This is a genomic window from Amycolatopsis thailandensis (assembly GCF_002234405.1).
In the GTDB taxonomy this organism is placed as follows: Bacteria; Actinomycetota; Actinomycetes; order Mycobacteriales; family Pseudonocardiaceae; genus Amycolatopsis; species Amycolatopsis thailandensis.
This window is the reverse complement of the sequence record NZ_NMQT01000070.1, coordinates 25637-38033: the sequence shown is the minus strand read 5'-3', so window position 1 is coordinate 38033 and position 12397 is coordinate 25637. Positions and strand designations below refer to the sequence as shown.

14 protein-coding genes are annotated in these 12397 nt (G+C 65.8%); 3 read left to right on the top strand and 11 right to left on the bottom strand.

From position 1 onward, the window contains the following. Window positions 1-24: 24 nt before the first annotated feature. The 3 genes from CFP71_RS20065 to CFP71_RS20055 are packed head-to-tail and all read right to left on the bottom strand — an operon-like array spanning window position 25 to window position 3797. On the bottom strand, window positions 25-1248 hold the full coding sequence (locus CFP71_RS20065; protein ID WP_093935395.1) for a DUF445 domain-containing protein: 1224 nt from the start codon (window positions 1246-1248) through the stop codon (window positions 25-27). Between the two features lie 45 nt (window positions 1249-1293). Next, window positions 1294-2520 carry a DUF445 domain-containing protein gene (locus CFP71_RS20060; RefSeq protein ID WP_093935394.1) on the bottom strand — a complete coding sequence of 409 codons (1227 nt, stop codon included), beginning with the start codon at window positions 2518-2520 and terminating at the stop codon, window positions 1294-1296. Window positions 2521-2567: 47 nt separating this feature from the next. Continuing rightward, a complete protein-coding gene (locus tag CFP71_RS20055; protein ID WP_093935393.1) occupies window positions 2568-3797 on the bottom strand; it encodes a DUF445 domain-containing protein in 1230 nt (409 codons plus the stop codon). A gap of 123 nt (window positions 3798-3920) precedes the next feature. On the opposite strand from CFP71_RS20055, the gene CFP71_RS20050 reads away from it, so the two are divergent. Then, a complete protein-coding gene (locus tag CFP71_RS20050; protein WP_093935392.1) occupies window positions 3921-4871 on the top strand; it encodes a coiled-coil domain-containing protein in 951 nt (316 codons plus the stop codon). A 6-nt stretch (window positions 4872-4877) separates the two neighbouring features. Beyond that, on the top strand, window positions 4878-5528 hold the full coding sequence (locus CFP71_RS20045; protein ID WP_093935391.1) for a class II aldolase/adducin family protein: 651 nt from the start codon (window positions 4878-4880) through the stop codon (window positions 5526-5528). Between the two features lie 5 nt (window positions 5529-5533). Here CFP71_RS20045 and CFP71_RS20040 read toward each other — a convergent pair whose 3' ends face one another. The 5 genes from CFP71_RS20040 to CFP71_RS20020 all read right to left on the bottom strand — a co-directional run bounded on the left by CFP71_RS20040 (window position 5534) and on the right by CFP71_RS20020 (window position 9330). Further along, window positions 5534-6226, bottom strand: a complete 693-nt coding sequence (locus CFP71_RS20040) for an HD domain-containing protein (protein ID WP_093935390.1) — start codon at window positions 6224-6226, stop codon at window positions 5534-5536. Between the two features lie 66 nt (window positions 6227-6292). Next, a complete protein-coding gene (locus CFP71_RS20035; RefSeq protein ID WP_093935423.1) occupies window positions 6293-6931 on the bottom strand; it encodes a hypothetical protein in 639 nt (212 codons plus the stop codon). A 40-nt stretch (window positions 6932-6971) separates the two neighbouring features. Further along, the gene (locus tag CFP71_RS20030) at window positions 6972-8018 is read right to left on the bottom strand and encodes a hypothetical protein (RefSeq protein WP_208635992.1); all 1047 of its coding nucleotides are present in this window, start codon (window positions 8016-8018) and stop codon (window positions 6972-6974) included. A 149-nt stretch (window positions 8019-8167) separates the two neighbouring features. After that, on the bottom strand, window positions 8168-8773 hold the full coding sequence (locus CFP71_RS20025) for a transglutaminase-like domain-containing protein (protein ID WP_093935389.1): 606 nt from the start codon (window positions 8771-8773) through the stop codon (window positions 8168-8170). Beyond that, window positions 8770-9330, bottom strand: coding sequence for a TetR/AcrR family transcriptional regulator (locus CFP71_RS20020; RefSeq protein WP_093935388.1), 561 nt, complete (start codon window positions 9328-9330; stop codon window positions 8770-8772). The genes CFP71_RS20025 and CFP71_RS20020 overlap by 4 nt, the downstream gene beginning before the upstream one ends. An 87-nt stretch (window positions 9331-9417) precedes the next feature. Here CFP71_RS20020 and CFP71_RS20015 point away from each other — a divergent pair, with 87 nt between their 5' ends. Beyond that, on the top strand, window positions 9418-10137 hold the full coding sequence (locus CFP71_RS20015; protein WP_093935387.1) for an alpha/beta fold hydrolase: 720 nt from the start codon (window positions 9418-9420) through the stop codon (window positions 10135-10137). On the opposite strand, the gene CFP71_RS20010 is transcribed toward CFP71_RS20015, so the two are convergent. From CFP71_RS20010 to CFP71_RS20000, 3 genes are all read right to left on the bottom strand, one after another. Beyond that, complete coding sequence (locus CFP71_RS20010) at window positions 10065-10484, bottom strand: HIT family protein (RefSeq protein WP_208635991.1); 420 nt, start codon at window positions 10482-10484, stop codon at window positions 10065-10067. The two genes, CFP71_RS20015 and CFP71_RS20010, sit on opposite strands and share 73 nt — an antisense overlap. Window positions 10485-10548: 64 nt before the next feature. Next, on the bottom strand, window positions 10549-10896 hold the full coding sequence (locus CFP71_RS20005; RefSeq protein WP_093935386.1) for a hypothetical protein: 348 nt from the start codon (window positions 10894-10896) through the stop codon (window positions 10549-10551). 12 nt (window positions 10897-10908) lie between these two features. Continuing rightward, the gene (locus CFP71_RS20000; RefSeq protein ID WP_093935385.1) at window positions 10909-12342 is read right to left on the bottom strand and encodes an MBOAT family O-acyltransferase; all 1434 of its coding nucleotides are present in this window, start codon (window positions 12340-12342) and stop codon (window positions 10909-10911) included. Window positions 12343-12397: the final 55 nt, after the last annotated feature.

Genomic DNA, 12397 nt, shown 5'->3' with positions numbered 1-12397 from the left:
AGCCCGCTAAACGCGATCCGGGCGTCAGTGGAGCATGAGGAGGACCTGGAGCTCCCCGACCAGGAAGCCGATAAGGCCGCCGACCGCGATGAGCTTCCACTCGTCCTGCCGGAACGCCGGACGCAGCAGTCCCTCGAACTCCAGCGGCGTCAGCCCGAGCATCCGCCGCTCGACGATCTTCGCGACGTCCATCGCCTCGGTCAGGTAGCCCTCGGCGTGGCGGATCGTCGGCGGCAGCCGCTCCAGCGCCTTCCGCGCGGCCGCCTGCTTGATCTCCTGGAGCCGCTGCCCGCCGACGGCCATCGCGACCATCGGTTTCGCGACGCTCGCCTGCTCGTCGACGGCGTGGGCCACAAGCCGCTCGACCAGCGCGTACAGCCGATCCGACCGCGGCCCGCGCAGGACGGCGTCGAGCAGGTTCGGCACGGTGAGGATCTCGTTCGCGATCATCTCGCCGTACTGGTGCGCGACCTCGGCCCGCCGCCGCTGGAACTTGCCCTGCAGGATCACCCGGCCGACCCGCACCGGCTCACGCGGCACGAAGATCAGCTTGATCGCCAGCCAGTCGGTGAACAGCCCGATGCAGCCGCCGAAGATCGGCAGCACCCACGACTCCTTCGTCACCGCCCAGACGATCGCCTGCACGACACCGAGCCCGAAGCCGAAGTAGATCCCGGTGCGCGCGATGAACGCCATCTCCGGCCGCGACGTCTCGCGGATCAGCCGGACGAGCAGCTTCTTGTCCCTGGTGAGCCGCTGCACGGTCATGTGCTGGAAGTCGAGCACCTCGTCGAGGTTCTCGGTCATCTCTTCCATGAACTCGCGCACCAGCCGCGGCGTCGACGCCTGGACCTGCTTGATCAGCAGTTCCTGCGCCATCGTCGGCATGACCTCCCAGAGCCTGGGATGGTGCTTTTCGAGCACTTCGCGGGCGACTTCGTCCACGGCCCGCAACAGTGGCTGCTCGATCTCGCGTGTGATGATCGCCGGGTCGATCCGGCGGAAGACCTCTTTGACGTCCAACAGGTTCGACGTCAGCAGCTCGGTCGCGACGGCGGCCATCCGTCCGCCGTGTTTGGGCACCACGCCCTGCCAGCCGAGGAACGGTTTGACGCCGACGAACTCCAGCGGTTTGAACATCATCTCGATGGCGACGCGTTTGGTGACGTAGCCGATCAGCGCGGCGATGAACGGGATCGCGGCGTAGAGCCACCAGTGCCGCGCGAGGTCGTCGAGGACGGCGTCCATGGGACCTCCTCGCTCGGGTGGGATGGGAACCGTATCGGCTGGCCGTCAGTGAAGCAGCAGAAGCACCTGAAGTTCACCGACAAGGCCGCCGATCACCGCGCCGACGGCGATCAGCTTCCACTCGTCCTGCCGGAACGCGGGGCGCAGCAACTGCTCGAATTCGAGCGGGTTCAGCCGCCGCATTCTGTCCACAATGGTGTTCCGGACGTCGAGCGCGTTGACCGCGTAGCTCTCCGCGTGCCGGATCGTCTCGGGGATCCGCGCCGCCGCTTTCGCCGCCGCCGTCTGCTTCATCTCCTGGAACTTCCTGCTCCCGACGGCCAGCGCGACGAACGGTTTGACGACGCTCGCCTGCGCGTCGATGGTCCGTTGCACCTCGCGGGTGATCATCGTGAACAGCTTGTCCGATTTCGGCCCGCTCAACACGGCCTCTAGGAGGTTCGGGATGGTGATGATCTCGCGCGCGATCATGTCGCCGTAGTCGGCGGCGACCTGGTCTTTGCGTCTCTGGAACACGCCTTGCCAGGTGTAGAAGCCGAAGAACCGTTTCGGTTCGCGCGGCAGGAAGATCATCTTCAGGGCGATCCAGTCGGTGAACCAGCCGATGCCGATGCCGAACAGCGGCAGCACGATCGGCGACTTCGTCAGCGCCCAGACGAGCAGTTGCACGCAGCCGAGGGAGAACCCGAACACGATCCCCGACCGCGCGATGAACCGCATCTCCGGTCGCGAGATGTCGCGGATCAGCCGGTTCAGCAAGGCTTTGTCGCGGACGAGGTTCGTCACGACCATGTGCTTGAGGTCGAGGACGTCCTCGATGTTCTCCGCGATCTCGCCCATGATCTTCGTGATCGCGCGCGGCGCTTCGGCCTGTACTCGTTTGAGCAGCAGCTGCTGGGCGGTGTTCGGCAGTACTTCCCATAGTCTGGGCTGGTACTGCTCCATCACCTCGCGGGTGACGTCCTCGACGATCCGCAGCAGCGGTTGTTCGATCTCCTTCGCGACCTGCGCCGGATCGAGCCTGGCGAAGATCTCCTTCGGATCGACGAGGTTGTTCGTCAGCATCTCGGTGGCGGTGGCCGCCATCCGCTCGGCGTTCGCCGGCAGCACTCCCTGCCAGCCGAGGAACGGTTTGACGCCGACGAATTCCACCGGTTTGAACATCATCTCGATGGCGACGCGTTTGGTGACGTAGCCGATCAGGGCGGCGATGAACGGCATGCTGACGTACACCGGCCAGTGCTCGCCGAGGTCGGCGATGACGGCGTCCACTTGAGCCCCTCCCGCGTCTCGCTTGAGGGGAACCTATCCGCCTGTCCTCAATGGAGGAGTAGCAGGACCTGAAGTTCACCCACGAGCCCGCCGATCACCGCGCCGACCGCGATCAGCTTCCATTCGTCCTGCTGGAAGGCGGGACGCAGGATCCCCTCGAACTCCAGCGGGGTCAGCTGCTGCATCTTCGTGACGATGGTGTTGCGGACGTCGAGCGCGTCAGTGGCGTAACTCTCCACGTGTTTCACCGTTTCGGGGAGGTACGCGATCGCCTTCTCCGCCGCGGCCTTCTTCATCTCCTGGTACTGCACGCCGCCGACGGTCAGCGCCACCAACGGTTTCGCGATGCTCGCCTGGGCGTCGATGGTCCGTTGCACCTCGCGGGTGATCATCGCGAACAGCTTGTCCGATTTCGGCCCGGTGAGCACGGCCTCCATCACGTTCCGCACGGTGAGGACCTCGTCCGCGATCAGCGCGCCGTAGTCCTTGGCGACGGCCTGGCGGCGTTTCTGGAACATGCCCTGCCAGCCGAAGAACAGGAACCGGCGAGGCTCACGTGGGTAGAAGATCATCTTCAGGGCCAGCCAGTCGGTGACGAACCCCGTGACGAAACCGAAGATCGGCATGATCAACGGCTGCTTCGTCAGCGCCCACGCGACGAACTGGACCAGGCCGATGACGAAACCGAAGTAGATGCCGGACCGGGCGATGAAGCGGAGTTCCGGGGTCGCGACCTCCTTGATCAGGCGGCAGGTCAGCGATTTGTCCCGGACCATCGCGTTGATCAGCATCTCGTTGACGTCGAGGACCTCGTCGATGTTCGTCGACACCTCGCGCATCAGCCGCGCGACGACCTTCGGCGCCTGCGCGCGGACCTGGTCGACCAGCATCCGCTGCGCCCGCGTCGGCAGCAGCTCCCAGAGCCGGGGCTGGTACTGCTCCATCACCTCGCGGGTGACGTCCTCGACGGCCTTGAGGAGCGGCTCCTCCAGCTCCTTGACGACCTCGTCGGGATCGAGCCGGGAGAAGATCTCCTGCGGATCGACGAGGTTCTTGGTCAGCAGGTCGACGGCGGTGGTCGCCATCCGGCGCGAGTTGGCCGGGATGACCCCCTGCCAACCGAGGAATGGCTTGATCCCGACGAACTCCAGCGGCCGGAACATCATCTCGATGGCGACGCGTTTCGTGATGTAGCCGATGAGCGCGGCGATGAAGGGCATCGTGGCGTAGACGTGCCAGTGCTCGCGGATGTCATCGAGGATCGCCGAGATGTCCAACCGGGCCTCCCCTGCTTACGACCTGTCAACAATGCAGGATGCCATGTGACCGGCCCACCGCACGCCGAGTGCAGCCGTTTGGCGGTACTGCCTGACGGGCCCAAGCTCATTAAGGTGTCCGCCATGGTCGCTCCTGAGAAGACGGCGCCTCAGGCGCCCTCAGCGAAATCGTCCCAGTTCGCGGGCGCTGTCCGCGGTTACGACAAGCGTCAGGTCGACGAGCGGCTCGCCGAGCTGTCGACCGAACTCAAGCAGGCCTCACGCAACCGCGACGAGGCCGTGGCGACCGCCGGTGAACTCACCAAGGCGCTCGGCCACGCCCAGAAGGAACTGGACGAGACCAAGGCCGCCCTCGTACGGATGAGTTCGAGCCCGTCCGGCGCCGGCGCGATGGCCGAACGCGTCCGGATGATGATGCAGCTCGCCGAGGAGGAGATCGCCGACCTCAAGGCCGCCGCGGACGCCGACGCCAAGTCGACCCGGGCCGAAGCGGACAAGTACGCCCACGAGACCCAGCGGACGAGCGACAAGGCTGCCAAGGACGCGCAGGCCGAGCGGGAGAAACTGCTCGCGGACGCCAAGGCCGAGATCGAGCGGCTGAACTCCGAGGCGGCGCAGAAGCGCAAGGAACTGGACCTGGAGAGCGTCCGGACCCGCGCCGCCGCGGACAAGAAGGCCGAGGAGGCTTCGGCCGCCCGTCGCGCGGAAGCGGAGAAGGCGTCCTCGGACAAGATCGCGGAGGCCGACCGGGTTTCGGCGGACAAACGTGCGGAAGCCGAGCGGATCTCGGCCGAGAAGATCGCCAAGTCGGAGAAGGCTTCGGCGGAGGACATCGCCGCGAAGCAGGAGCAGGTCGCGGAGGCCCTCACCGACGCGAAGACCCAGCAAGCCGAGGCTCAGCAGGCCCGGAAGCTCGCGCTGGAACTCCGGTCGAAGGTCGCCGATCGGCTTTCCGCCACCGACGTCGCCGTCCAGGAGGCCATCAAGCTGCTGGCACCCGCACCCGAGGCCGCGGCGTCCAAGCCGGAAGCGAAACCGGCTCCTGCCAAGCCAACCGGCCCGCGTCCTTCTTGAGCCATCGTGATCCTGGCCAAAGAACGCCTGGCGGTCTGCGAATTCGCTCGCCGGATGACCGCCGACGGACTCGTGGTCGGCACGTCCGGGAACCTTTCCGCGAGGCAGGGTGAGCTGATCGCGGTGACCCCGACCGGGGTCGGCTACGCGGGCCTGCGGCCGGAGGACGTGCCGGTGGTCCGCCTCGACGGCGAGGTCGTCGACGGTTCCCTCAAGCCCACCAGCGAACTCCCGATGCACCTCGCGGTATACCGGCAGGCGGCGGATCCGGACGGCGAGGCGATCTCGGCCGTGGTGCACACGCATTCCGTGCACGCCACGGCCGTCTCCACCCTCGTCACCGAGGTGCCGCCGATCCACTACATGCTCGCCGCGATCGGCCCGACAGCCCGTGTCGCGTCCTACGCCACGTACGGCACCGAAGAACTCGCCAAAGCCATGCTGGAGGCTTTGGACGGCCGCCGGGGCTGTCTGCTGGCCAACCACGGCACCACCACCTTCGGCGACAGTCTCGACTCCGCGTACAGCCGGGCGCGGCAGCTCGAATGGGTCTGCCAGGTCTGGCTTACGGCACGGGCGGCGGGAACACCGAACCTGCTCCCGCCCGCCGAAATCGAGCACGTCGTGGAGAAACTCCGCGGCTACGGACAGCGCTGAGACACTTACGAGGCCGCGGGCTCGGCTTCGAAGTCCATGGCGTCCACGGCGTGCACCGCGTCGAGGAGTTCGACCACCGTCGGATCGTCGACGGCCTCCTTGATGCATTGCCACAACTGAAGATTCGCCAGCGCCCACCGGGAGTAGTTCTCCGCGGCCTTGGGGTTGTAGAAGTAATAGCCGCTGTCGTGGACGTCGCGTTGTTCGCCGACGATCTTGTGCGCCAGCTCGCGGAGGCTCAACCCGTTCTCCCGCAGATAACGGTGGGCGAGTACGACGGGCGTCACCGGCAGCGCCTTGAACAGCGTGTCGGCGTCGCTCAAGGCTTGGGCCTCGAGCGAGATGTGCCGGCCTCTGGTGGCCATTTCGGCTTCGTCGACGAGTTCGTCGATCCACCGGGCGACGCTTTCCTCGACCCCGCATTCCCGCAGGATGCCCATGCGGAGGTCTCGTCCGGCGGCCGCGGGGGAGTTCCGGAGCACGATGTAGTTCACGTCGTGCACCAGTGCCGCCACCTCGACGACGGTGCGATCCGCACCGTTGTGCTCGGCGAACCCCGCGGCCTTTGCCCGGACGAAACTCACATGGTGCCAGCCGTGGAACTGCAGTTTGTCCGCATAGCGCCAGCAAAGTTGCCGGACGCGCTGCTCGACGGCGTCGATGGTCTGGGAAGGAATCGTGCTCTTTCGCGCGCGCATACACCTCTCCGATCCCGTTTACAGACGGGTGGAGTAATGGTATGCGCCTTCGACGGCGGTGTGTAGTTAGATGCGTCCGGCCAGGTCCCCCAATCGGACCTCCACCGGAACGTGACGATGGCCTATTCCGGTCTTCGGGTCATAGGAGAGACTGAAGTCGCTTACGGGGCGTGATTTCACCAAAAACGTCATAGTCCCTTCGGTGGCTTCGGGAATCCGATGGAACTCGTCCGCGTACATGACGCCTACCGACCCCGTCTGACACAGCGTGCTACGTCGTAACCGAACCGATGTGATCAATCCGGAAATCTGGTCGCGCAGGGTCGAATACCGCTCGTGGACGTAGTCGCCACGGAGAAGCGTGGTGCAGAAGTGATATCTGTGGTTGTGCACGGAATCGGCGTAGCCCTCGCGCCAGTCCTGCGGTGCCTTGTATTCGTGCAACCAGACAGAAAAGGGATCTGTCGGGCAGTCGAGCAGGCACCAGGCGAAATGGGTGGTGGTCTCCCGGGACCGTTCGAGGACCGCGCTCGCCTCGTCCGGGCTCAGCGAATCCAGGTGCCGGCGGAGGTCGTCGCGCAGGTCGGGTCTTGAGGTCCAGTCCCGGAAGATCTCGTCGACGATCTGCCAGTGCTGCGCCAGTGGCAGGTCCGTGGTCCGGAGCAGCGCGGAGAGCCGGGTGAGGGGGGACAAGCGAGTGAGCAACATCAGCTCCTCAAATCTAGTGCTCTGCGACGCCGAGAGGTCAGGGGTTCAACTCGGCTAGTTCGGTGAACTCCTTCCGGAAGGCATGGAATTTCCCTTCCAGTTCCAGGAAGTTCTCTTCGGAAAGGGGAGAGCCGGTGATCTTTTCGTACAGGGCGAGGAAATCCGTCCTCGTCGTGGTGGTGGAGATCCGGAAGTGCCGTCCGGAACGGGACTGGGACACGCGCAGGAACTCGGAGCGTTCCTTGTTGTACAGAAAGGAACCTTCGCTGAACCGCAGTGTTCGCGGATACAGCGTGGTCGCGCCGCGGATGTCGCTGTACAAGGTCACCCAGACGCTCTCGTCGAACACTTCGAGCCGGTCCAGCGGCGGATCGGCGACGACGGTGATGTCCACCAGCGAGCAGCGGCCGCGGGCCAGGAACAGCCCGACCAGTCCGATGCTGATCTCGTCGTCGAGCCTGGCCTGGATCGTCTCGTAGTCCATTCCCGCTTCTTCGCTGCGAAGGAGATAGCGCGCCCTGCCACTGATAGCGCCTTCGTCGCGCGGGTCGGCGATGACCACGCGAAGCTCTCTTTCGGTGCGGGACAACAGCAAACGGGCCGCGGCATGCCTGCCGGAGAACCCGCGGAAGAAGTAGTGCCGGGTCACGTCGAGGTCTTCGGTGAGGATCCGGTTGAACATCGGATCCGGCTCGGTGGTCGCTTCGAAGACGTGGGTGGGGAAGAATTCCTTGTTGAGCGAACGGTATTCGGCACTGAGCGCTTCCAGCGCACGGCGGCTTTCCTCGATCACCGGGGTCACCATCGCACGTTGTGACGCGGTGGCGGTGATCAGGGTCTGACCGAAGCCGACCACCGCGGAGATCAGGGTGCCGGTGCCCAGTGAAGTGAGCAGCGTCTTTCCTGCGCCGGGATCCATCATGCTGGAGATCCACAGGCTGAGGCCCGCGACGACGACCAGAACGGTGAGCAACAGGCTTGTCCTGGTCCAGAAGATCTCTTGCAGTGGGGTACGGCGGAGCCGGTCGGCTTCCGCGGGCACGGGGTTCACCTCCTTGATCCGCACTCGAACGGACGAACGCATTGCGTATCTGTTCGAGTGCGGGGAGTTACTCTACGCGCATCGTGACAATGTCGAAATAAGAAATTCGGGGGAAAGGTACCAACAGCGAACGTAACGCACGGCTATACCCTATTCGCTGCCGAGGTTTCGCCGGAACACGGAAAAACCGCTCACGGAGAGTGCGGAAGGATCCCCTCGTACCAAGCGGGTCCGGGCGTCGCCATCGACAGTGTTTCGATGACGGCCGAAGATGGTGTGCTGTAGACCGTGGGAAAGTCGATCTCGCCCTTGGCGGGGTCCAGGGTCCACGCGAGCCGCTCGTCCTCCGGGGAATTCTGTTGTAAGAAAGGAAAATGAGCGTCCGCGCCGTTTTTGTTGCCCCTCGGGTCGAGCCGGATCCACCGGTCCAGACCAGCCAGGTACACGCCGTTGAGCCCGTGCAGAACGCCGATCCGCTGGTAACAGAACCCGGCCGGGATGCCTTGACTGCGCAGCAAAGCCGCCAGCAGATGGGCCTTCGCGTAGCAGAGGCCGACTCGCTCGCTTAGCACCTCTGAGGCCATAAGGGTGATCCGGGGATCGGCGGCGTCCACCGTATGGGCGATCTCGTCGCGTACGAAGTGAAACATCGAACGAATCACGTCGACTTCGGTGCCGCCGGTCGGTGACAGTCCGTCAGCCGTTTCGCGGATCAGCGGATGATCGTGATCGATCACCGTGTCGGCGACGAGATAATCTTCGAGCCGCTCGGATTCGATCTTCAGCGGTATTTTCACGCGGCTCCGTTCAACACGGTGTCGACGGCTTCTTCGAGAAATTTCGGGCCTGCTTCGCCGCCGCGCAGCAGCAGCCGGAACCAGATCGCCCCCGCGAGCATATCCATCACGAGCACCGGATCGACGTCGTCGCGCAGTTCGCCCCTCGCGACCGCGCGTTCGAAGATCGGCTCCTCGCGCGCCATGCGATCGGCGAAGAAACTCCGCGCGACCTCACCGAGTTCCGGACGGCGTGGCCCGGCGGTCAGGGTCGCGACGACGGCGGGCGAGGTGCGCTCGGAGGTCAGCAGCCGGAGGATGTGCGTCGCCACGGCGAGGAGATCGCCGCGCAGGCTGCCGGTGTCCGGTGCGTCGAGCGCGAACAGTCCCGAATCGCGCAGCGCCGCGGCCAGGAGCGCGTCCTTGGATGGCCACCATCGGTACAGCGTCGTCTTGTTGACGCCGGACCGGGTGGCGACGGCCTCGATGGCGAGCTTGTCGTAGCCGTGCTCGGCCAGTAGTTCGAGGGTGGCGGCGAAGATCGCCTCGGCCTTGCGCGGACCGTTCTGCGTGCTCACGGCCCGAGATTACAACGCACCGTTGCGTTGCGTCCAAGGCGAGCGTACTTTGCAACGCAACGGTGCGTTGCATTCAGGAGGTAGCTTATGGTCCCCGTCGTCTTCGTCCACGGCATCCGGCTCAGCGGTGCCGCCTGGTCGGAACAACTCGAACTGCTGGGCCGTCCCGCGAAAGCGGTCGATCTTCCAGGCCACGGCAGCCGCCGGGGCGAACGCTTCACCCTGGACGGCGCGGTGGACGCAGTCGCCGGAGCGATCGAAGAGCCCGCCCTGGTCGTCGGGCACTCCCTCGGTGGGTACATCGCGATCGCCGCGGCCGCGAGACATCCGGAAAGCGTGGCCGGACTCGTCGTCGCGGGCTCGACCTACCTGCCCGGCAAGACGCTGGAGACACCCTTCCGCCTCGCGCACCGTCTCCTTATGCGGCTCCCGGACCGGGGAGAAGGGCTCAGCCGCGGTCAATTCCGGGCCGCGCTGCCGCCGAAGCTCGCCGAAGCCGTGATCGGCGGCGGCATCGCGACCGAGGTGATCCCGGACGTCGCCAAGGCCCTCGCCGGCTTCGACGTGCTCGCGGAACTCGGCACCTATCCGGGGCCGACCTGGCTGATCAACGGCTCACGCGACCACTTCCGCCGCCACGAACGCCGCTTTCTCGACGCCTGCGCCGACGGAAGGCTGATCAACGTCCCGAAGGCCGGGCACTACCTCCCGATGGTGCGCGGCAAGGAGTTCGCTCAGCTGGTGCTCGACGCGGCTCGCACTCTGTCGATCTCCTCCGTCAGCTCCGAACGCAGTGAGTCTTGCTGAGGGCCCAGCGCGGCAGTCCAGTTTTCGACCGGATAGAGCCAGACCGGCCGCCCGACGACGTCCGCCGGTTCCCAGTCGTAGCGCGGCCAGATGTGTGCGTGAAGGAACGGATCCGTGTTTCCGAGGATCTCCAGGTTCACCCGGCGGAAGCCGGGATCCCTTCGCGCGCAGACGTTTTCGACCGCTTCGCCGAGCAGCTCCAAGTCCGACAGGAACTCCAGCCGTCGCGGCCGCGGCAGATCGGTCAGCCTTCCGGCGGAGGGGGAATCGGTGAGCAGGACGCAGTAGCCCGGGAGGAACTGCGTATCGCCGATCACCGCGAAGCCCGCTTCCAGCCGCCGCAGCACTGTCGGGTTCTCTCCGCGCAGAGCCGAGGCGATCCCGCTTCCAGCCGTCGGTCATGCGCCCAAGCTAGCCGACCGGCAGGAGCGAGCCCTCCGCGTTGCTGAACCGAGTGGCCAGCCTGATCGGCGAAGGGTGCGGGGCCAGGACGATCGACGCGTACGGGGTCGAGGTCAGCCCGGACGCGTAGTTGGTCTGCAGATGCACGCTGACGTGCACGTTCCGGTCGGCGGGGATCTCGAAGGTGACCGAACCCCACGAAACCACGTACTGCCTGCCGTCGATGCTGGTGAAGGGCACGTAGTGGCGCACCGCGTTCATGCTGATGGGAGGAACGTCGATGGTCAGCAGGCGGCGCGGGCCGTCGTGGTTGTCGACGTAGGGGATCACCCCGGGCTGGCGGGCCAGGTCGGTCATTCTCGGGCTCCCTCAGAACTGGTAGTACAGGAACGGGCTGAAGGTGCCGGTCGCGATCAGGATGGCCGCGTACACCAGCCCGACGGTCATCACGCCGATCCGCAGCGCCGTCGCGGGGCGGCTGCGCGAAGACTCCAGCAGCGGCCCGGTCACCGGATGCGCGGGCAGGAACACGATCGCCAGCGCGCAAAGCAGGATGAGCAGCCGCTGGTTGGTCACCGCGCTTTCGACGACGTCGGTGAGGCCGGTGAAGTCCGGCAGCACCATGTGCCCGATCATGCCGAGCGCGTGCGGCAGGTCCTTGGCGCGGAAGAACACCCAGCCGAAGACCACGAGCACGAGCGTCAGCGCGCGGCGGCCGATGCGGGCCGCTTGGGTCTTCGGGGTGACGTCGTAGCCGAAAGCGCGTTCCACGATCAGCAGCGCGCCGTGGTAGACGCCCCAGATCAGGAACGTCCACTGCGCGCCGTGCCAGAACCCGGTCAGCACGAACACGACGCACAGGTTCCGGTACGTGTGCCCGGCGCCGGTGCGGTTGCCGCCCAGCGGGATGTAGACGTAGTCGCGGAACCAGCGCGAAAGCGACATGTGCCAGCGCCGCCAGAACTCGGTGATGGTCACCGACGAATACGGCCGCACGAAGTTCTCCGGGAGCCGGAAGCCGAGCATCCTCCCGAGCCCGATCGCCATGTCGGAGTACCCGGAGAAGTCGAAGAACAGCTGAAGCGTGTACCCGATCGCGCCTAGCCAGGCGATCGCGAAGGTCATCTGATCCGGCGGCGTGTTGAAACAGGCGTCCACCATCGGGCTGAGCGAGTCCGCGATGATCGTCTTCTTGCACAGCCCGAGCGCGAAGCGCGGGAAACCGGCGGCGATGTCGTCGAGGCGGTGCGACCGCTGCTGCGGCAGCTGGTCGGCGATCTCGCGGTACCGCACGATCGGCCCGGCCACCAGCTGCGGGAACATCGCGATGTACGCGGCGAACGACACCGGGTTGCGCAGCGCGCGGCGTTCACCTCGGTAGATGTCGACCACGTACGAGATGTGGTGGAACGTGTAGAACGAGATGCCGATCGGGATGACCAGGTCGGCCACCGGGAAACCGCCGCCGAACCAGTGCGTCACGGCCGCGATCTGCTGCGTCGCGAACCCCGCGTACTTCCAGATCAGCAGCATGCCGACGTTGAGGCCGATGACCCCGAGCAGCAGCCGCTTGCGCCGCTTGTTCTGCAGGTCCCACGCGTTCGGCTCCAGCGCGGGCCCGGCCAGGAAGTTGACCACCATGCAGCCGAGCAGCACGAGCGTGTACGGCCCGGCGCCGGTGGCGTAGAAGATCAGGCTGCCGACCGCGACGATGCCGTTCCGCCAGCTGCGCGGGCACAGCAGCACGGCGAGCAGCACCGCCGGCATGAAGTACCACAGGAACAGCGGCGAAATGAACGACATCGGTGCGGGGTCCCCCAGGGCGGTTACGCGTTATCCGCTGGTGACCTTAGCCTGA